Origin of the sequence: Comamonas aquatilis, from assembly GCF_965139575.1 — a bacterium.
GTDB classification, from domain to species: domain Bacteria; phylum Pseudomonadota; class Gammaproteobacteria; order Burkholderiales; family Burkholderiaceae_C; genus Comamonas; species Comamonas aquatilis.
Window position 1 is genome coordinate 456,457 of sequence record NZ_CBCSIW010000001.1, and the last position, 19,824, is coordinate 476,280.

The window sequence follows — 19,824 nt, forward strand, 5'->3', positions numbered from 1 at the left end:
ATTGGCCGCTGGTGGAAGCTGGTTCGTTTGCCGAGGTTGGGTCAGATGAAAACCCGTGATCTACCCGAAGGCGATGCACATCAGCTCAGTGCTCGAATCCAGATCTCTGTCTGTGACATTGTGGTTGCATTGAAAACAAATGTGATGGAAGTCGGCGTCAAATATTTCAAAAACACAACTGCCTACATGATTGCCCGCTGAATTCCTACAGTTGTCATCGATTGGATGTGACATTGCGTTTCATATGGGCCGGCGAAAGTGGCCGGTTTAAGCTTTCTGAGGCGCTGGCTCATTGGGAAATCTTGCGTGCCTCTTGCACCTGATATTCAAAGTAGTGCTGAAAGCTGTAGGCAATGCTGGCCATCAGTACCGTGGCCCCCACCATCAGCGCGAGTGCCACGCCGAAAATCGTGGCCCAGCGGGTCTGGCCTGCAGCGGTTTCTGCTGGCTGGCCGGGATTGAAATGCAGATTCCATTGCCTGATATCGGTCAGTCCATACAGGATGGCGCGCAAGGCGCAGCCTGCCATGCTGAAACCCAGCAGCGGAATCAGAAACCAGCTCAGCTGATCGTCCTGACCCAGTTGCTGTACACGCTCTATGCCGTAGATGCCGAGCGCTGTGGGCACCGGCAGCAGCCAGCCCATCCAGTCTCCCAGCCCATATAGATAGAAACGGTGCAAGCCCAGCGGGCCACCCAGAAAGGCCAGCCAGGTGGCCAGGGTTTTGCTTTTGCTGCGAGCAGGGCGTGCGGCAAGGGAGGGGGTAGAACTCATGGCGGGCAGAGGAAAAGCGATCTCGAACAGCGTTCAGGGTTGCGGTATTGCGCCGCGCTGAGTTCATTATTCATGCAGCTTTATTCGGGGCAAGAGCTATCTCCCTCACCCAGGCTCTTGTCCATCATCACGATGTCCAGCCAGCGGCCGAATTTCCACCCCACGCTGGATAACGTGCCTGCATGGCTGAAACCTCTGCCGGCGTGTACGCCAATGGAAGCTGCGTTGTCGCTATCTCCGATGACTGCAATCAGTTTGCGTACGCCGGCGGCTTGGCAGGCCTCGCACAGCGCATGGAGCAGCAGTGCGCCAATTCTTTGTCCACGCGCGGATTCGGCCACGTAAATCGAGTCTTCGGCCGAAAATCGATAGGCCGGCCGGGGTTTGAACCAGTTGGCATAAGCGAAGCCCAGTACCTGGCCCGTCTCATTGACGGCCACCAGATAGGGTAGGCCTTTGCCGAGCACATCCTGACGGCGGCGGCTCATCTCGGCATCGGAGGGCGGTTTTACCTCGAAAGTGCCTGTGCTGTTGAGAACGTGATGCCGATAAATGGCGGTGATGGCCGCGATATCCTGCTCGCAGGCGGGTCGAATGATGGGCATGAATTCTCAAACTCGATATAATCGCGTGTTTTACGGCGTGTCGCTGGCCGGGTGGCCATGTCGCGTGTCTCAAACGTCGCAAGAAAACCTGCGCGGGAGTGCACACTTTTATAGCACTGCCGTGACCACCCAAAGGAAAAATCATGGTTGTTATTCGACTGTCTCGCGGCGGCTCCAAGGCTCGTCCGTTCTACAACATTGTTGCTGCTGACAAGCGCGTTCGTCGCGATGGCGCCTTCATCGAGCGTCTGGGTTTCTACAACCCCAGCGCCCGTGGCGCTGAAGAAGGCCTGCGTGTTGTCCTGGATCGCGTGAACTATTGGAAGAGCGTGGGTGCCCAAGCTTCCGATACCGCTGAACGCCTGATCAAGGAAGCTGCAAAGAAGGTTGCTGCCTAATTTTTAGGTCGCTGCCCTCAAGGCAATTCCATTAAGCGGGTTCCGTCAGCTTGTCTGACGGAACCCGTTTTTCATTGTTTTCCCGATTGATTATTCTGACCAAAGCCATGAGCCATATGCCCGCCCTCGAAGCCACAACCCTGCCTGCTGATGCGGTGGAGGTAGGACGCATTGCCGATGCCTGGGGCATCAAAGGCTGGTTCAAGGTCATGGCCTTCAGCAGCGACCCCGAAGCGCTGTTTGCGGCCAAGGAATGGTTTTTGCTGCCTGCCGAAAAAGGTGCCAAGCAGTTCACCGGCACGGTGTTGCTGCCCGTCAAGCAGGCGCGTGTGCACTCCGACACCATCGTCGCCACCTCGCCTGTGGTGGAAGACCGAAATACAGCCGAAGCTCTGCGCGGCGCCCGTGTGTTTGTGGCACGCGAGCATTTCCCCAAGACCGATGACGGCGAGTACTACTGGGTAGACCTGCTGGGTCTGTCGGTGGTGAACCGTGAAGGCGTGGCGCTGGGCGTGGTTCGGGATTTGCTGTCCACCGGACCGCAAACGGTGTTGATCCTGGGTTACGAGCAAGACGGCAAGGAGCAGGAGCGCCTGATTCCGTTTGTCGATGCCTATGTGGATTCCGTGGACTTGCCCGGCAAGACCATCGTGGCTGACTGGCAAGCCGACTACTGAGACTGAATGCGTTTTGCTATTAATTGAATAGCTTATGACGCTTGTACAACATGCGCTTTGACATCATTACCCTGTTTCCCGAGTTGTTTACCCCGTTTCTGGAAAGCGGGGTAACGCGTCGCGCCTACAGCTCTGGCCAGGTTGCGGTGCACTTGTGGAATCCGCGTGATTACGCCGAAGGCAACTACCGCCGTGTGGATGACCGCCCCTTTGGCGGCGGTCCCGGCATGGTGATGATGGCCGAGCCACTGCTGCATTGCCTTCAAGCCATACGCGCTGCCCGTGCCGCAGAGGATGCGCAAGAGCAGCTTGAGCCCGCGCCGCTGCTGCTGTTCTCTCCCATTGGCACCACGCTCAAGCACGAGGTGGTGGCGCAGTGGGCCGAAAGTCGAGGTGCCGTGCTGCTGTGTGGTCGCTACGAAGGCATTGACCAGCGCTTTATCGATACCTATGTCAGCCATCAGCTGAGTCTGGGCGATTTTGTGCTGTCCGGCGGCGAGCTGGCAGCCATGGTGCTGCTGGATTCGCTGGCGCGTCTGCAGCCCGGCGTGCTCAACGATGAAGGCAGTTTTCAGCAAGACAGCTTCAATCCGGCGCTTGACGGCCTGCTGGACTGTCCGCATTACACTCGCCCCGAAGTCTGGAACGGCCAGGAAGTTCCGCCCGAACTGTTGTCTGGCCACCACGCACATATAGAGCGCTGGAGGCGTGATCAGCGGCTGCGCATCACTGCTTCCCACCGGCCTGAGCTGATCGTGCAGGCGCGCGAACAAGGCTTGCTGAACGCCAAAGACGAAGGGTTTTTGGCAAAAAACGCGCCCAAGCTATAATCCAAGGCTCTTTGATCCTCTATCCGGCCGCTGCAAGGAGCGAAGCTGTCTGCCTTGAGCAAGCAACTTTGAATGCAGCCATGGCGTCAATCCCGGCGCTTGCCAATTCTGGCGCGGACAAGATCAAGGTGGATGAAAATCATGAACCTGATCCAGACTCTCGAGCAAGAAGAAATCGCTCGCCTGAACAAGACCATCCCCGAATTCGCCCCCGGTGACACCGTCATCGTGAGCGTGAATGTGGTGGAAGGCAGCCGTAAGCGCGTTCAAGCTTACGAAGGCGTGGTGATTGCCAAGCGTAATCGCGGCCTGAACAGCGGCTTCACAGTGCGCAAGATCTCCAGCGGTGAAGGCGTGGAACGTACGTTCCAAACCTACTCCCCCCTGATCGCTGGCATCGAAGTCAAGCGTCGCGGCGATGTGCGCCGTGCCAAGCTGTACTACCTGCGTGAACGTAGCGGCAAGTCTGCTCGTATCAAGGAAAAGCTGCCTTCGCGCGTCAACAAGGCTGCTGCAACAGCAGCTTAATTGCGCGCGATGCGTGGGAGACAGGGCGCAAGCCCCGTTGGCCCACGCTAGGAAGCGAAAGCCGCTACAGTTTGTCTGTAGCGGCTTTTTTATTCCCCACCTTCATGGCTGGTGGTTTTCGACCTTGCACGCATGCCCACTTCTGCTCCCTCTCTTTTGGCGGTTTCTGGTGCCGAGATTCCGCGCTATACCGGTATCACCGATCCTCGTGAGGCGCCACTGATTGGCATAGACAGCGGCCTGCCGGCGGTTCCTGCAGCGCAGCAGACGCCCCAGGCCTTGCGCCAGCGCTTTGCCCAGCCGCCTCTGTGGCAGCCCGAGGACATGATTGAAAAGCGCTTTACCGACCGTCTGCCTTTCGATGCCGCGGTCTTGGTGCCGATTGTCTTGCGGGAAGAGCCTACCGTGCTGCTGACGGTGCGCTCTGCCGGGCTCTCCACCCATTCCGGGCAGATTGCCTTTCCCGGCGGCAAACGCGATCCGCAGGATGGCTCGGCCGAGGTCACGGCCGTGCGCGAAGCCCATGAGGAAGTCGGCCTGACGCCCAGGAATGTGGAGGTGCTGGGGCGTCTGCCGGTCTATGTCACGGGCACGGCTTTTCACATCACACCGGTGGTGGCGCTGATCCATCCTCAGCCCAGCTATTTTCCCACTCCCGGTGAGGTGGCCGATCTGTTCGAGGTGCCGCTGTCGTTCTTGCTCAACCCCGCTCACCACGAACGCCATGGCATGCAATGGCAGGGGGTGGACCGAGAATGGTTTGCCATGCCTTATCAGGACGGGCTGCAGCAGCGCTATATCTGGGGTGCGACGGCAGGCATGCTGCGCAATCTTTACCGTTTTTTATCGGCCTGAATCGGTCGGTGTAACAGGCGGGTAAAACCCGCCGGTATGATGGGCCAATGAGCTTTTTTGCCATCCTGATCGCCTTGCTGATCGAGCAGGCGCGCCCGCTGGCCCGATCCAATCTGGTACACACGGGTTACAAAGCGTGGACTGTGACCGCACGCCGCAACTTTGATGCGGGCAGGCCCCACCACGGCTGGCTGGCCTGGGCCATGGCCGTGCTGCTGCCCAGCATTCTCGTTGTCGGCATTTACTGGGGCTTGTTGGAATTCATCGGCTGGCCTGTGGCCATGGTCTGGAACGTGGCCGTGCTCTACGCCACACTGGGCTTTCGGCAGTTCAGCCATCATTTCACGCGGATTCGCGATGCCCTGGATGCCGGCGATGAATTGACGGCGCGCCAGGAACTGGCCGATTGGCAGCAAGTGGATGCCAGCGAGGTGCCGCGCAGCGAAGTGGTGCGCCATGTGATCGAGTATTCGGTGCTGGCTGCGCACCGTCATGTGTTCGGCGTGCTGTTCTGGTTCTCGGTGCTGGCCGCCGTGGGTCTGGGGCCGCTGGGTGCAGTGTTGTACCGCATGGCCGAATACCTTGCGCGCGCATGGTCGCGCAAAGGGCTTGAAGGTGCTCAACCCCCGGTCAGCGAGCGCCTGCAAAAAGCCGCTATGGGGGCCTGGTATGTGATTGACTGGCTGCCGGCCCGGCTGACTGCGCTGTCGTTTGCCATGGTGGGCAGCTTTGAAGAAGCCATAGATAACTGGCGCCTCTATGCCCAGCGCTTTCCCAATGACAACAACGGCGTGATTCTGGCCGCCACGGCAGGTGCCATCAACGTGCGCCTGGGCGGCGAAGCCTTGCGCCGCCGCGACGCCGGCTATGGCGATGAGCCAGAAGACAGCCAGTGGGATCCCGGCAGCGAGGTGACCCCGGGCCGTGAGCCCGAGTTGGGCCATTTGCGCAGCGTGGTCGGCCTGGTCTGGCGCTCGGTGGTGGTGTGGCTGCTGCTCTTGGCCTTGCTCACCTTTGCGCGCCTGCTGGGCTGATCAGTCCTTTTTTGATAGCTGATGGCGCTTTATTCATAAGCGTTTGAGTTTGTTTTCATCAAAAATGCCCCGAAGATCGGGGCATTTTTGCTTGATTTTTCGCGTGCTCAGTAGCGCTGTTCCTGGCTCAGCTCGTCGAACAGGTCACCGTAGATCCGGTAGCGGTTGGCACTGATGCAGTGTTCGCTGCCGGTGGCCTCGACTTGCGCCATCACGGCGCAGCCGGGTTCGTGCAAGTGGGTGCAGTTGTAGAACTTGCACTGGTCGGCCAGCGCGCCGATATCGGGCATGTATTTGGGCAGGTCCGTGGGCTGCAGATGCCGCAGGCCGAACTCCTGAAAGCCGGGCGAGTCGATCAAGGCGGTTTCGCGCGTCTCATCCATCCAGTACCAACTGGTGGTCGTCGTCGTGTGCTTGCCGGAGTTCAGTGCCTGAGAAATCTCGTTGGTGGCGGCATTGGTGCCGGGAATCAAGAGATTGATCAACGTGCTCTTGCCCGAGCCCGAAGGGCCCAGCACCAGCGTGCGCTTGCCCTGCAGGTATTGCATCAGCAAGGCCTTGTCCGTCTCGCCATCGGTGGTCAGGGACAGCGGCAACACTTCGTAGTGGTGCTTTTCCTGCCCGTGACGCATCTGGCGATAAGGCTCCAGGCGTTGCCAGCCCGAAGCAAAAGCCTCGGTCAGATCGCGCTTGTTCAGGGCGATGATGGGCTTGATCTGTGTGGCTTCGGCGGCAATCAAGGCCCGCGCCAGCTGGCTTTCGGAGAAAACCGGTTCGGCCGCGATCAGGATCAGCACCTGATCGAGATTGGCGGCAAAGCTCTTGGTGCGTATCTCGTCCTGGCGGTAGAACAGGTTTTTGCGCGGCAGCACTTTCTCTATCGTGCCAGCCTCGCCCTGGCCTTCGGGTGGCAGCAGCCACTGCACCTGGTCGCCAACCACGGCCTGGCCTTTTTTGCCGCGTGGATGGCAGATATGGCGTGCGCCGCCGGCGGCTTCCACCACACAGTGACGGCCATGGCTGGAGACGACCAATCCTTCCAGCAACTGGGCGCGTTCGGCACCCTGCTGTTTACCGAATGTCTTTTTCATGCGGCCAGCAAAGCGTTGATGCGGCGTGCGCAATCCATGTCGGTGGCCGAGATGCCGCCCACATCGTGGGTGTTCAGGCGTACGGTGCAGCGGCCATAGCTGACCTCCAGATCGGGGTGGTGATCCTGCTGGTGGGCAATCAGTGCCAGCGCATTCACAAACGCCATGGTTTCATAGAAATTGGCAAAGGCAAACGTCTTGGTGATGGCTGCGCTCTCGCGCTTTTCGTCCAGCTCCCAGCCCGGTAGTGTGGGCAGTTGCTGGCGCAGCTCATGGGCTGCGATGGCAACGCGGGGGAGTTGGGACCAGTCCTTTTGCTGCAAACGTGTGGGGGTCATGGTGTGTCTGTCCGTTGATTCACCAGCTGCCCGACGGCGCAGGCATACGTGCCAGGCGGTCCACAGCCGGTGGGTGTGAGTAGTAAAAGCTCACATACCAGGGATCTGGCGTGAGTGTGGACGCATTGTCCTCGTAAAGCTTGAGCAGCGCCGAAGCCAGCTGGCCGCCGTCGGCCTGTTGCATGGCATAGGCGTCTGCCTCGAATTCGTCGCGGCGCGACATGGCCGACATCAGCGGGGTAATGAAAAAGGCGAACACCGGCACGGCCAGCATGAAGAGCAGCAAGGCCATGGCATTGTTCTGGCTGGAGAGGGTGAAGCTCTCCGTGAGCATGGGCGTCACGCCCAGCCCCGAGTAAAACCATAGCTGCTGGCTCAGCCAGCCCAGCAAGGCAAAGCCCAGCAGGCTCACGCCAAACATCATCAGCATGCGGCGCAGTATGTGCTTGTGCTTGAAGTGGCCCAGCTCATGGGCCAGCACGGCTTCCACTTCTTCAGGACTCAGCTGCTTGAGCAAGGTGTCGAAAAACACCACCCGCTTGGAGCTGCCAAAGCCGGTGAAATATGCATTGGCATGGGCCGAACGGCGGCTGCCGTCCATTACGAACAAGCCCTTGGCCGCAAAGCCGCAGCGCTGCATCAGCGTCGTGACGCGGGCCTTGAGGCTTTCATCGGCCAGCGGCTCGAACTTGTTGAACAGAGGGGCAATAAAGCTGGGAAAAATCCACATCAGCAACAGATTGAAGCCCGTCCAGCTGGCCCAGGCCCACAGCCACCACCAGGAACCGGTCGAGCCCATGAGCCAGAGGATCAGCGCGGCAATCGGCAGGCCCACCAGCGTGCCCACCAGGGTGGATTTGGCGAGATCTCCCAGCCAGAGCTTGAGCGTCATCTGGTTGAAGCCAAAGCGCTGTTCCAGCTTGAAGGTCTGGTAGAGGGACAGCGGCAGCTCGATCAGCGCCGAAATCAGTGCAAAACCGCCCAGCAGGGCCAGTTGCTGCCACATGCCGGCACCCAGCAGATCGAACAGCCAAAGGTTCAGAGCGTCGAGTCCGCCCAGCAGCGTCCAGCACAGCAGCACGGCGGCAGACAGGGTCATGTCGATCAGCGATACCTTGGCCTTGGCCAGGGTGTAGTCGGCCGCTTTCTGATGGGCTGCCAGGCTGATGTGCTGGGCAAAGGCCGCAGGCACGGCCGCGCGGTGGGCCGCGACGTGGCGCACCTGGCGCGAAACCAGCCAGACACGCAGCAGCCATTGCAAAACCACGGCCGCAGCAAACAGCAGCGACAGCGAGAGTGAAAAATCGGGGTTGGAAGCCATGTCTTGGCAGTGTAGGCGACAATTTATGCCATGTCTGAAGCCTCCTGCATTCCTACCGATTCCGTCGCAGTCATAGAAGCTGCTCCTGCTCCCCAGCCTGTTTTATCCAAGTCCGACCTCAATCTGGTCTGGCTGGACTGCGAAATGACGGGGCTGAATCCCGACCGCGATCGCATCATTGAAATTGCCGTGGTGGTCAGCAGCGCCGATCTGCAAATCCGCATGGAAGGTCCGGTGTTTGCCATTCACCAGTCGGACGAATTGCTGGGCGGCATGGATGCCTGGAACAAGGGCACGCATGGCAAGAGCGGGTTGATCGAGCGCGTGAAAGCTTCCACCGTGACGGAAGCCGAGGCCGAGGCTGCGCTGATTGCCTTTCTCTCCAAGTACGTGCCCAAGGGCAAGGTGCCGCTGTGCGGCAACAGCATTGCGCAGGATCGGCGCTTCATGGAGCGCTACATGCCCAAGCTCAACAACTTCTTTCACTACCGCAATATCGACGTCAGCACTCTGAAAGAATTGGCCAGACGCTGGAAGCCCGTGGCCTATACCTCGTTCAAGAAAGCCCAGCGCCATACGGCATTGGCCGATGTGCATGAGTCGATTGACGAGCTGCAGCACTACCGCAAAGAGTTGCTCAGCGTCTGATTTTTTCAAAATAAATCGTCCTGGCCAAGATTTAGATAGCCCTGGGGGCTTGCGGGAAAACCCGGGGCGTGAGACAATCCATTGCTTACCCGATCCATGGGTAATTTTGCGCATCACCATCACACACCGGGTTCTTTTTACTTGCGTGCAGCGGCTCAAAACCGGCCGGCACCTGTAAAAGCTATACGCCCATCTGCCCCTTTTGCGAACGGGCAGTCAAAGTCTGACGGTGGATGTTGAACCAACCGTCAAAAAAGTGGGCAGATCGCTGGCTGCGCTGCTTTTTTCGTGAGTTTTCCATGACCGAAAAATCCCTGGAGCAGGGCCAAGTGGCCGCTGCTGATATCTCTTTGTCTTCTCCTGAAATTGAATCCCGTCTGGATGCCATGCTGGCAGCCGCTGATGCCGAAGAAAACGGCATTGAACTGGCAAGCGAAGAGCTGGCTGAAGAAGAGCAAGTTGCTGACGAGCCTAATGGCTTTGTAGAACTGGGCCTGGCTCCTGAGCTGGTGCAGGCTGTTGCCGATCTGGGCTACACCAAGCCTACCAGCGTGCAAATGCAGGCCATTCCCTTGGCCATGAGCAGTGGTGGCGATCAGGCGTTTGTGGACCTGATGGTGTCTAGCCAGACTGGCTCCGGCAAGACTGCTGCTTTCCTGTTGCCCGTGCTGCACACCTTGATTAACCAGAAGGCTGACGAAGAAGCCGAACTGAACGCCGAATTCGATCGTCAGTGCGCAGAAGCTGCGGCCAATGGCCAGCCATTGCCCAAGCGCAATCGCCGCAAGGACCCGACCAACCCCCGCAATTTCAAGGCTGCCGTTCCCGGTGCCCTGATTCTGTGCCCTACACGTGAACTGGCTCAGCAAGTAGCGCATGACGCTATCGAGCTGGTCAAACACTGCCGTGGTATCCGTGTCGCCAACGTCGTGGGCGGTATGCCTTATCAGCTGCAGATCGCCAAGCTGCAAAACGCCAATCTGGTAGTTGCAACCCCTGGCCGTCTGCTGGATCTGCAGCGCTCCATGCAAATCAAGCTGGACAAGGTGCAGTTCCTGGTGGTTGACGAAGCCGACCGTATGCTGGATCTGGGCTTCTCCGACGATCTGGCTGAAGTCAACCAGATGACGTCTCAGCGCAAGCAGACCATGATGTTCAGCGCTACGTTTGCACCCCGCGTGCAACAGCTGGCCATGCGTGTAATGCATGACAACGGTTCTGGCGTCAAGAAGCTGACGATTGATTCGCCCCAGGAAAAGCATTCCAGCATCAAACAAGTGCTGTTCTGGGCCGACAACGCCCAGCACAAGCGCAAGATGCTGGACCACTGGCTGCGTGACAGCAGCATCAACCAGGCCATCGTGTTTGCTTCCACGCAAGTGGAATGTGACGGTCTGGCTACCGATCTGCAGCAAGACGGCTTCTCTGCCGTGGCCCTGCACGGTGCTCTGAGCCAGGGTCTGCGTAACCGTCGCCTGATGGCGCTGCGCAATGGTCAGGTGCAAATCCTGGTGGCAACCGATGTGGCTGCCCGTGGCATTGACGTGCCCACCATTACCCACGTATTCAACTACGGTCTGCCCATGAAGGCCGAGGACTACACCCACCGCATTGGTCGTACCGGCCGTGCTGGCCGCGAAGGCACGGCTGTGACTTTCGCTGAGTTCCGCGATCGTCGCCGTGTGTTCGACATCGAAGGCTATACCCGTCAGCAGTTCAAGGCTGAAGTGCTGCCAGGTCTGGAGCCTGTACAACGTTTCCCTGCAGCCGGTGAGCGTGATGGCCGCCGTGGCGGTGGTGGTGGCGGCGGTAGCCGTGGTGGCTACGGTGCTCGCCGTGATGGCGAAGGCTATGGCCGCAAGAGCGGTTTCGGCGGCTTCGGCGCCGGCCGTGGTGGTGATCGCAACGAGCGCAGCTTCGGTGGCGACCGTGGCGGCTTTGGTGGCGATCGCGGTGGCGACCGTTTCAACAACGACCGTGGCGGTGATCGCCCTGGCTTCGGCGCACCTCGCGCTGATCGTGGCGGCGAGCGTAGTTTTGCCGGCCGTGATGCAGCTCCACGTCCCGCTTTTGGCGGCGAACGTCAGGAACGCAGCTTTGACCGTGGCGGCGAGCGCGGCAACGACCGCGGCGGCTTCGGCGGCGATCGCGGCGGATTTGCCGGCGGTCAGCGCCGTGAAGGCGGCGACTTCGGTGCCCGCAAGAGCTTTGGTGGCGGCGCCAGCCGTGACGGCGCTCACGCCGGTGCTCGCGGTGGCGAATCGCGTGGCTTTGGCGGCGGTGATCGTCGTCCGGCCTTTGGTCAAAGCGCTGGCAAGCCTTATCAGCCCCACGGTGATCGTGGTGCCGACCGTGGCTTTGAGCGCAAGCCCCGTGCCCCCCGTCGCGACGAGCGTTGATCGACACTGATTAAGGTGCTGCGGCACCTGGGTCAACAAAAAAGCCGGTTCATTGAACCGGCTTTTTTCATATCAGCTTGATCCTGAATAAGGAGCTGCTAGCGCAAGTAATTCATGAGTTTCAATGACTTTTCATATGAGAACCCATGATGGTCAATCGCTGGCAGCTCCTTTTTTCGATCAGGTCTCCGAGGCGTGACGGCCAATTTCCGGCCAGTAGTGGTGCAGCAGCATCCAGGACAGCAGGCCGATCACCAGCATGCTGATGGAGCCAATGGCCAGCAGCACGGCCGAATGCATGACCAGGGGTGCAATCACTCCGGCCACAAAGCCGTTGGCGACCGAGCCCACCACGGCCTGAAGCGACGAGGCTAGGCCGCGGCGCGTGGGGTGGATGTCCAGCACCAGCAGCGTGACGACCGGCACCATCAGCGCCCAACCATAGGAGAACAGGCTGATGGGAATCAGCGCCCAGCTGACATGGGCCGGCCAGATCAGATTGGCCGTCAGATTGATCAGCGAGGTCACGACCATGATCAGAAAGCCATGGCGGATCTGGCGCTTGGGCGGGATGCGGCCTGCCAGACGCCCGCTGGTCCAGCTGCCGGCCATGATGCCGCCAATCATGGCGATGAAGAACCAGAAGAACTGCGTGGGCTCCAGGTGCAGCAAATCACCGAGGAAGGCGGGGGCCGACAGCAGATAGAGAAACATGCCGTTGAACGGCACGCCGCTGGCAAAGGCCAGCAGCAGAAAGCGCGGGTCGGTAAACAGCGTTCCGTAACCCTGCATCAGCGGCTTGAAGCGGAAAGGCTGGCGTTTGTCGGCCGGCAGCGATTCGGGCAGAAAACGCAGGTTGATGGCCCAGAGTGCGACGCCTATGGCGGTGAGGAACCAGAACACGGCTTGCCAGTTCAGATGCACGAACAGCCAGCCGCCCAGCATGGGAGCCAGGGCCGGGGCGATGCCAAAGAAGATGGTGATCTGCGCCATCAGGCTCTGGGCCTGATTGGGTGGGAAGATGTCGCGCACAATGGCACGGGACACCACAATCCCCGCTCCCGTGGACAGGCCTTGCAGGGCGCGGAACATCACCAGTTGCGTGATGTTCTGGGACAGGGCGCAGCCCGCAGATGCCAGTGTGAACATGACCAGGCCCCAGAGAATGACGGGGCGGCGGCCGAAGCTGTCCGCCAGCGCGCCGTGGAACAGGTTCATGAAGGCAAAGCCAAACAGATAGGCCGACAGCGTTTGCTGCATCTCCAGCGGTGTGGCGCCCAGAGCCTGGGCGATGCCGGAGAAGGCCGGGATGTAGGTGTCCACCGAGAAGGGGCCCAACATGCCCAGAATGGCCAGCAGCACGGCCAGTGTCCAGCGCGGTCCGCGCCAGAACGTGGAAAAGTTGTTTTGCATGAGTTCTTGAGTCCGGGTGGGGTATTGCCTGCTCTGCGGCAAGGTGGCAGGCGCTGCAATACCCCGAGAGCCACACTTTAGCGGCATGGCGAGGGTTTGCGCTCATATGCAGCGGCTTATGCTGGCTTGATCGGGTGGCGGCTTGATGCCGCAGCGCTTCAGAAGGCGTTGAACAGCAGCACCATCAGCAAGCCGACCAACGAGACGATGGACTGCACGACGGAGATCGTCTTGGTGGCTTCGCCCATGGTCATGCCAAAGGATTCCTTGACCATCCAGAAACCGGCGTGGTTGGCGTAGTTGAAGAACAGGGAGCCGCTGCCAATGGCCAGTGCCAGCAAGGGTAGGTTGAGGCTGGGGTCTGCGCCGGCCAGCGGTGCCAGCAAGCCGGCGGCACCCACAATACCCACGGTGGCCGAACCGGTGGAAACGGATAGCAGCATGGCGATCAGCCAGCCCAGAATCAGCGGCGGAAAGGCGAATTGCTGGGTCAGGTGCACGATGGCGTCGCCGACCTTGGCGCTGGTCAGCATTTGCTGGAAAGCCCCGCCGCCGGCAATGATGAGCATGATGCCGGCAATGGGCTTGAGACTTTTGCCCAGGCTCTCGCGCAGCTTTTCGGCATCGCCGCCCCGTGCATACACCAGGGTGACGATGGCAAACAGCACGCCCAGCAGCATGGCAATCAAGGGATTGCCCAAGAAGGCCGAGACATGGGCCGCAGCCGATGCCTTGGGTAGAAAGGTCTCGGTCAGGGCGTGAATCAGCATCAGAATGGCCGGCAGCAGTGCGGCCAGCACGCCCAGTGCCACGCTGGGTGCCTGGCGGTTGTCCTGCTTTTCGGCAATGGTGAACTGGTCCAGCAAAGCCTGCTCGGGGCGCGTCGTCATGCGGGGAGCGATGAACGCGCCATACAGAGGGCCGCCCAGTATCAGCGCCGGAATGGCGGCCAGAAAGCCGTAGAGCATGGTGGGGCCGACCGTGGTCTTGAGCGTGGCGATGGCGGTCAGGGGGCCGGGGTGGGGTGGCACCATGCCGTGCATGGCAGCCAGCGCGGCAATCACCGGCACGCCGACATAGACATAGGCCGAGCCTTTGAAGCGTTCCTGTGTTTCGAGCTTGCGGGCCACGCTGAAAATCAGCGGCAGCATGACTACCAGGCCCACTTCGAAGAACATGGGGATGCCGACGATAAAGGCCACCAGCGTCATGGCCCAGGGAATCATGCGCTTGGAGGAGCCGCGCAAAATGGCATTGGCGATCTGCTCGGTAATGCCGGCATCGGCAAGAATCTTGCCCAGCATGGCGCCCAGGGCAATCACCACACCCACGGCACCCAAGGTCTTTCCGGCACCGTCAGTGATGTTTTTCACGATGCTGGCCGGTTCCATATGGGTGGCAAAGCCCGCGCCGATGGAGACAAGCAGCAAGGCCAGCAGCGGGTGCATGCGTATGCGCGAAATAATCAGAGCGACCAGCAGCAAGACGCTGATCAAGGCGGTCATCAGCAGTTGAATGTCGAATTCAGACATGAATGAGCCTTTTTGAGAAGTCCGGATGCGGGTGTGCCCGGAGGAGTCGTCAAGCCTCATGCTAGGGAGTGGTGGGTGCGCCGTTTGTAGTCTGTTGCCGGATCAAGTTGATTGCAGGGGAGTTTTGCACGCCGGAAACGAAAAACGCCAAAGTCCGAGATGAACTTTGGCGTTTTGAATTGGTGGGCCCTGAGTGATTCGAACACTCGACCAACGGATTAAGAGTCCGCTGCTCTACCAGCTGAGCTAAGAGCCCCACACACTGCTTGCGTAACAAGCAAGACCGCAATTATGCAGTATTTTTTGAGGGCTCGCAGGAAAACCCTCGATTTTTTCAATCCAAAGCGTTGCGGCGCTGCAGTTCCACGAACAAACCGGCCTGATCCAGGTCGCCAAGACCGTTCTTCACGCCCTCTGCATAAAGCTGCTCCAGCAAGTCGGTAATCGGGGCGTCGAAGCCGATTTCCTCGGCCGTGGCGATGGCGTTGCGCATGTCCTTGAGCTGCACCGTCATGCGACCACGGGGCGCGAAGTCATGGTTGACCATCCGTTCGCCATGCACTTGCAGGATGCGGCTGTCGGCAAAGCCGCCGGAGATGGCTTCGCGCACCTTGGCCGGGTCTGCGCCGCCGTGCTCGGCCAGCAGCAGGGCTTCGGCCACGGCGCCGATGGTGATGCCCACAATCATCTGATTGGCCAGCTTGGCCAGCTGGCCGGCACCATGCGGGCCCACATGGGTGGCGCGGCCCAGGGCGGCAAACACAGGCTGGGCGCGGCTGAAGTCGGCCTCATTGCCACCGACCATGATGGCCAGCGTGCCGGCTTCGGCGCCCAGCGTTCCGCCGGAGACGGGGGCGTCGAGATGCTGCACGCCCAGTGCTTTGAGCTTGTCGGCGTGCTCGCGTGCCTCGCGGGGCTGGATGGAGGCCATGTCGATGAATAGCGAACCCTTGGGCATGGCAGCGGCCACGCCCAGAGTGAACAGCACATCGCCCACGATGGCGCCGTTCTCCAGCAGGCTCACCGCAAAGTCCACGCCGCGCACGGCATCGGCGGCATGTTCGTGAATCTTCACGCCATGTGCGGCCAGCGGCTCGGCCTTGGCCTGGGTACGGTTCCAGGCATGGACTTCATGTCCGGCATCGGCCAATCGGCGTGCCATGGGCAGGCCCATCATTCCCGTGCCCAGAACTGCAATTTTCAAAGCGGTGCTCATCTCTTTGGAACCCTTGTTGTGTCTTGAATGCTGCCATGCTAAGGCCTCAAGGCCAGATCAATCCAGAGCGCCAGCGAAGTTCAGTTGTGCCTGAGCGCGCTGAAATACCGGGGCAACAAAAAGGGCAGCCTGAGCTGCCCTTGATGTTTTTTTTGGAGGTTCACCTTCGCGCTGGTGAGTTGCGCTTGCCGCGCTTACATCAGCAGATGCTCGCCGGCATTGTCACCACCGAGGATCACATAGTTGACCTTGCGGATGTCCATGAGCTTTTTGCCGCCCGAGTAGCTGATGGAGGACTGGGTGTCCTGCTGCATCTCGGTCAGCGTATCGGCCAGCTTGCCCTTGACGGGTTCCAGGATGCGCTTGCCTTCCACGTGCTTGTACTCGCCCTTGTTGAAGTCCGAGGCCGAACCGTAGTATTCCTTGAACAGCGCGCCGTCCACTTCCACGGTCTGGCCGGGCGATTCCTCATGTCCGGCAAACAGCGAGCCGATCATGATCATGGTTGCGCCAAAGCGGATGCTCTTGGCAATGTCGCCATGGCTGCGGATGCCACCGTCGGCAATGATGGGCTTGGTGGCCACGCGGGCACACCACTTGAGCGCCGACAGCTGCCAGCCGCCCGTGCCAAAGCCGGTCTTGAGCTTGGTGATGCAGACCTTGCCCGGGCCTATGCCGACCTTGGTGGCATCGGCGCCCCAGTTTTCCAGATCGATGATGGCTTCGGGCGTGCCCACATTGCCGGCGATCACGAAGGCTGCGGGAATCTTGGCCTTCAGATACTGGATCATGTTCTTCACGCTGTCGGCATGGCCGTGGGCGATGTCGATGGTGATGTACTCGGGGCAGATGCCTTCGGCCACGAAACGGTCCACCGTGTCGTAGTCGGGCTGCTTGACGCCCAGCGAGATGGATGCGAACAGGCCCTGGCCCTGCATCTCTTTGGTGAAAGCCACGTTGTCGATGTCGAAACGGTGCATCACATAGAAGAAACCGTTTTGTGCCAAGAAGGTGCAGATCTTCTCGTCCACCACTGTCTTCATGTTGGCGGGTACCACGGGCAGCTTGAAGCTGCGGCCGCCCAACTCTACGCTGGTGTCACATTCCGCACGGCTTTCCACGCGGCACTTGCGGGGCAGTAGCAGAACATTGTCGTAGTCGAAGATTTCCATTTGATTCCAAGCTCCATAAAAGGTCACGGCAGGAACATCCATCCGTGATGGGGCGCTTGGCTTGGAGGCCGGCTTTCAGGCGCCCGAGGAAAATCAGGGCAAAAAAAACCGGACCACAAGAAACTTGGGCCCGGTGACCGATTCTATACGGCGAGCGAGGTTTGAGGGGCCTTCCATATGCTTATGGAGGGTATATGCAATTTCTTATGTTTTGTATGGAATGGCTGCGGCCAGCGATGCCAGCTGCCAACACGCATGTCGCGGTGGCAAATGCGAAGGAGTTTTTAAATCAGGAGCTGCTTGCGCCGGTGCTGATTGAATTTCATATGCAAATCAATTGGAAATCATTGCCTTGAAAGCACAAGAAGCTCTTTGATTGATAGCGAGCAAAGCCCTGAATGCAGCAGCAAGACGCAAGGTGTCCACGGCGTTTCTACAATGGCAGGCTATGTTCCCGATCGACCTGCTTGACGCCACGCCTGAGGGCGCTTCCTCTGCCCATCATTCCCCCTTGCTCGCCAACCTCAATGACGAGCAACTGGCGGCCGTCACCCTGCCCGCAGGCCATGCGCTGATTCTGGCGGGTGCCGGTTCGGGCAAGACGCGGGTGCTGACCACGCGTATTGCCTGGCTGCTGCAGACCGGCCAGGCCACGCCGGGCTCGATTCTGGCCGTGACCTTCACCAACAAGGCGGCCAAGGAAATGCTGGCCCGTCTGTCGGCCATGCTGCCCTACAACGTGCGCGGCATGTGGATCGGCACCTTCCACGGCCTGTGCAACCGCTTGCTGCGCGCCCACTATCAGGCGGCCAAGCTGCCCCAGGCGTTTCAAATTCTGGATACGCAGGATCAGCTTTCGGCCATCAAGCGTCTGTGCAAGCAGTTCAATGTGGACGACGAACGCTTTTCGCCCAAGCAGCTGATGTACTTCATTGCCGGCTGCAAGGAAGAAGGCATGCGCCCCGGCGACGTGGTGGTCAGCGACCCCGATACGCGCAAAAAGGTCGAGATCTACCAGCTCTACGAAGAGCAATGCCAGCGCGAAGGCGTGGTGGATTTTGGCGAGCTGATGCTGCGCAGCTTCGAGCTGCTGCGTGACGATGTTCATCTGCGCCAGCACTACCAGCGCCGCTTTCAGCACATGCTGGTGGACGAGTTTCAGGACACCAACAAGCTGCAATACCAGTGGCTCAAGCAACTGGCGGGCGATGTGGTGGAAGGGCGCTTTGTCTCCAGCTCCAGCGTGATTGCCGTGGGCGACGACGACCAGAGCATCTACGCCTTTCGCGGTGCGCGCGTGGGCAATATGGCGGACTTCATTCGCGAGTTCGATGTGCGCAACCAGATCAAGCTGGAGCAGAACTACCGCAGTCACAGCAATATCCTCGATTGCGCCAACGCGCTGATCAGCCACAACAGCAACCGCCTGGGCAAGAGTCTGCGCACCGATCAAGGCCCGGGTGAGCCGGTGCGCATCTATGAGGCGCCCAGCGATCTGGCCGAGGCATCGTGGATGGTGGACGAGATCAAGCAATTGGTGAAAAGCGATGGCTTCAAGCGCCAGGAAATTGCCGTGCTCTACCGCAGCAATGCGCAAAGCCGGGTGATCGAATCGGCGCTGTTCAACGCTTCGATCCCCTACCGCGTATACGGCGGCCTGCGCTTTTTTGAACGTGCCGAAATCAAGCACGCCCTGGCCTATCTGCGCCTGCTGGAGAACCCGCACGACGACACCAGCTTTATGCGGGTGGTGAACTTTCCGCCACGCGGCATCGGCGCACGCACGGTGGAAGTGCTGCAAGACACGGCGCGCAGCAGCGGCACCTCGCTGAACGACGCCGTCACCGCCGTGGGCGGTACTGCAGGCACCAAGCTGCAGGGCTTTGTGGCGAAGATGGATGTGCTGCGCGAGCGCACGCAAGGCAAGACGCTGCGCGAAATCATTGAGACCATAGAAGAGGAAAGCGGGCTGATCGAGCACTACCGCAGCGAAAAAGAAGGTGCGGACCGCATAGAGAACTTGCAGGAACTGGTGACGGCGGCCGAGAGCTTTGTCACCCAGGAAGGCTTTGGTCGCGACGCCGTGGCGCTGCCGCTTGATGAGCACAGCGGCACGTCCGCGATCACGCAGTCGCCGGTCAGCCAGGGGTTGGACCCCCGCGCCCCGCTGCTCAACGAGCCGCTCAAGCCTGCCGAGGGCACGCTGGCCAGCCTGGTCAATGCCGACACGGGCGAGACGCTGTCGCCGCTGCAGGCTTTTCTGGTGCACGCGGCCCTGGAGGCCGGCGACAACCAGGCCCAGGCCGGGCAGGATGCCGTGCAGCTGATGACGGTGCATGCCAGCAAGGGTCTGGAGTTTGACGCTGTCTTCATCGGCGGAGTGGAAGAAGGCCTGTTCCCCCACGAGAACGCCATGATGGACCGTGGCGGCCTGGAGGAAGAGCGGCGCCTGGCCTATGTGGCCATCACCCGGGCCCGCAAGCGCCTGTATCTGAGCCATTCGCAGACGCGCATGCTGCACGGCCAGACGCGCTACAACGTCAAAAGCCGCTTTTTTGACGAGCTGCCCGAAGAAGCGCTCAAGTGGATCACACCCAGGCAGGCGGGTTTTGGCACGTTTACTCCCAATTCAGGAGCTGGTGGCGCATATGGAGCAGGCGCTGGAGGTCGATTTGGCTCCAACTCTGGCTGGGGTGGTCGTGCTGGCAGTACCAGCGAGATTTTTGCCAGCCCGCCCGTGCCCAAGCAAAAGGCCGAACCTTCGCATGGCATCAAGGCCGGGTTGAACGTGTTCCACAACAAGTTTGGCGAAGGCAAGGTGCTGGCGGTGGAAGGCGCGGGCGACGATGCGCGCGCCCAGGTCAGCTTTGGCCGCCACGGCACCAAATGGCTGGCGCTGTCCATCGCCAAGCTGACCATTGTGAGTTGAAGCACCAACCAACTGACCAGGCATGAAAAAAGCCGCAAGCTGTTGCCAGCTTGCGGCTTTTAT

20 protein-coding genes and 1 tRNA gene are annotated in these 19,824 nt (G+C 60.1%); 11 read left to right on the forward strand and 10 right to left on the reverse strand.

Annotated features, from left to right (window positions below):
* Positions 1-45: 45 nt before the first annotated feature.
* Complete coding sequence (locus ACNAZA_RS02060; RefSeq protein WP_415794726.1) at positions 46-201, forward strand: hypothetical protein; 156 nt, start codon at positions 46-48, stop codon at positions 199-201.
* A gap of 88 nt (positions 202-289) precedes the next feature.
* Here ACNAZA_RS02060 and ACNAZA_RS02065 read toward each other — a convergent pair whose 3' ends face one another.
* Both ACNAZA_RS02065 and ACNAZA_RS02070 read right to left on the reverse strand, forming a co-directional pair.
* The gene (locus tag ACNAZA_RS02065; protein ID WP_415794727.1) at positions 290-775 is read right to left on the reverse strand and encodes a TM2 domain-containing protein; all 486 of its coding nucleotides are present in this window, start codon (positions 773-775) and stop codon (positions 290-292) included.
* An 80-nt stretch (positions 776-855) separates the two neighbouring features.
* Positions 856-1,380: a GNAT family N-acetyltransferase gene (locus tag ACNAZA_RS02070; RefSeq protein ID WP_415794728.1), complete on the reverse strand. Its 525-nt coding sequence runs from the start codon at positions 1,378-1,380 to the stop codon at positions 856-858.
* 143 nt (positions 1,381-1,523) lie between these two features.
* Here ACNAZA_RS02070 and rpsP point away from each other — a divergent pair, with 143 nt between their 5' ends.
* The 6 genes from rpsP (at position 1,524) to ACNAZA_RS02100 (ending at position 5,702) form a co-directional block, all read left to right on the forward strand.
* Positions 1,524-1,778 (forward strand): 30S ribosomal protein S16, encoded by a 255-nt coding sequence (rpsP, locus tag ACNAZA_RS02075; RefSeq protein ID WP_120966513.1) that lies wholly within the window; start codon positions 1,524-1,526, stop codon positions 1,776-1,778.
* A 107-nt stretch (positions 1,779-1,885) separates the two neighbouring features.
* Positions 1,886-2,455 carry a ribosome maturation factor RimM gene (gene rimM / locus ACNAZA_RS02080; RefSeq protein ID WP_415794729.1) on the forward strand — a complete coding sequence of 190 codons (570 nt, stop codon included), beginning with the start codon at positions 1,886-1,888 and terminating at the stop codon, positions 2,453-2,455.
* Between the two features lie 50 nt (positions 2,456-2,505).
* On the forward strand, positions 2,506-3,285 hold the full coding sequence (gene trmD, locus ACNAZA_RS02085) for a tRNA (guanosine(37)-N1)-methyltransferase TrmD (protein ID WP_415794730.1): 780 nt from the start codon (positions 2,506-2,508) through the stop codon (positions 3,283-3,285).
* 141 nt (positions 3,286-3,426) lie between these two features.
* Entirely contained in the window at positions 3,427-3,813 is a 387-nt protein-coding gene (gene rplS / locus ACNAZA_RS02090; protein WP_120970718.1) for a 50S ribosomal protein L19, read from the forward strand.
* 132 nt (positions 3,814-3,945) lie between these two features.
* On the forward strand, positions 3,946-4,668 hold the full coding sequence (locus ACNAZA_RS02095; protein ID WP_415794731.1) for a CoA pyrophosphatase: 723 nt from the start codon (positions 3,946-3,948) through the stop codon (positions 4,666-4,668).
* 47 nt (positions 4,669-4,715) lie between these two features.
* Positions 4,716-5,702 (forward strand): CobD/CbiB family protein, encoded by a 987-nt coding sequence (locus ACNAZA_RS02100; RefSeq protein WP_415794733.1) that lies wholly within the window; start codon positions 4,716-4,718, stop codon positions 5,700-5,702.
* A 107-nt stretch (positions 5,703-5,809) separates the two neighbouring features.
* Here ACNAZA_RS02100 and rsgA read toward each other — a convergent pair whose 3' ends face one another.
* Genes rsgA through ACNAZA_RS02115 form a run of 3 tightly spaced genes read right to left on the reverse strand, consistent with a single transcriptional unit; the run spans position 5,810 to position 8,452 of the window.
* Positions 5,810-6,793 carry a ribosome small subunit-dependent GTPase A gene (gene rsgA / locus ACNAZA_RS02105; protein ID WP_415794735.1) on the reverse strand — a complete coding sequence of 328 codons (984 nt, stop codon included), beginning with the start codon at positions 6,791-6,793 and terminating at the stop codon, positions 5,810-5,812.
* The gene (locus ACNAZA_RS02110) at positions 6,790-7,131 is read right to left on the reverse strand and encodes a 4a-hydroxytetrahydrobiopterin dehydratase (RefSeq protein WP_415794736.1); all 342 of its coding nucleotides are present in this window, start codon (positions 7,129-7,131) and stop codon (positions 6,790-6,792) included. Before ACNAZA_RS02110 ends, rsgA begins: the two co-directional genes overlap by 4 nt.
* A gap of 19 nt (positions 7,132-7,150) precedes the next feature.
* The gene (locus ACNAZA_RS02115) at positions 7,151-8,452 is read right to left on the reverse strand and encodes a M48 family metallopeptidase (protein ID WP_415794737.1); all 1,302 of its coding nucleotides are present in this window, start codon (positions 8,450-8,452) and stop codon (positions 7,151-7,153) included.
* A 30-nt stretch (positions 8,453-8,482) separates the two neighbouring features.
* Here ACNAZA_RS02115 and orn point away from each other — a divergent pair, with 30 nt between their 5' ends.
* A complete protein-coding gene (orn, locus tag ACNAZA_RS02120; protein WP_276209252.1) occupies positions 8,483-9,100 on the forward strand; it encodes an oligoribonuclease in 618 nt (205 codons plus the stop codon).
* 299 nt (positions 9,101-9,399) lie between these two features.
* Positions 9,400-11,499, forward strand: coding sequence for a DEAD/DEAH box helicase (locus ACNAZA_RS02125; protein ID WP_415794738.1), 2,100 nt, complete (start codon positions 9,400-9,402; stop codon positions 11,497-11,499).
* Positions 11,500-11,679: 180 nt separating this feature from the next.
* Here the strand turns inward: ACNAZA_RS02125 and ACNAZA_RS02130 are convergent, their stop codons facing one another.
* The 5 genes from ACNAZA_RS02130 to ACNAZA_RS02150 all read right to left on the reverse strand — a co-directional run bounded on the left by ACNAZA_RS02130 (position 11,680) and on the right by ACNAZA_RS02150 (position 16,832).
* Positions 11,680-12,912, reverse strand: a complete 1,233-nt coding sequence (locus ACNAZA_RS02130) for a multidrug effflux MFS transporter (RefSeq protein WP_415794739.1) — start codon at positions 12,910-12,912, stop codon at positions 11,680-11,682.
* Between the two features lie 158 nt (positions 12,913-13,070).
* Positions 13,071-14,444, reverse strand: coding sequence for a GntP family permease (locus ACNAZA_RS02135; protein ID WP_415794740.1), 1,374 nt, complete (start codon positions 14,442-14,444; stop codon positions 13,071-13,073).
* 180 nt (positions 14,445-14,624) lie between these two features.
* A tRNA-Lys gene (locus ACNAZA_RS02140) sits at positions 14,625-14,700 on the reverse strand.
* 78 nt (positions 14,701-14,778) lie between these two features.
* Positions 14,779-15,660, reverse strand: coding sequence for an NAD(P)-dependent oxidoreductase (locus ACNAZA_RS02145; protein ID WP_415794741.1), 882 nt, complete (start codon positions 15,658-15,660; stop codon positions 14,779-14,781).
* Between the two features lie 194 nt (positions 15,661-15,854).
* Positions 15,855-16,832, reverse strand: a complete 978-nt coding sequence (locus ACNAZA_RS02150; RefSeq protein ID WP_415794742.1) for a GMP reductase — start codon at positions 16,830-16,832, stop codon at positions 15,855-15,857.
* 194 nt (positions 16,833-17,026) lie between these two features.
* Here ACNAZA_RS02150 and ACNAZA_RS02155 point away from each other — a divergent pair, with 194 nt between their 5' ends.
* Complete coding sequence (locus tag ACNAZA_RS02155; RefSeq protein WP_415794743.1) at positions 17,027-17,188, forward strand: hypothetical protein; 162 nt, start codon at positions 17,027-17,029, stop codon at positions 17,186-17,188.
* Between the two features lie 92 nt (positions 17,189-17,280).
* Entirely contained in the window at positions 17,281-19,761 is a 2,481-nt protein-coding gene (locus tag ACNAZA_RS02160; protein WP_415794744.1) for a UvrD-helicase domain-containing protein, read from the forward strand.
* Positions 19,762-19,824 lie beyond the last annotated feature (63 nt).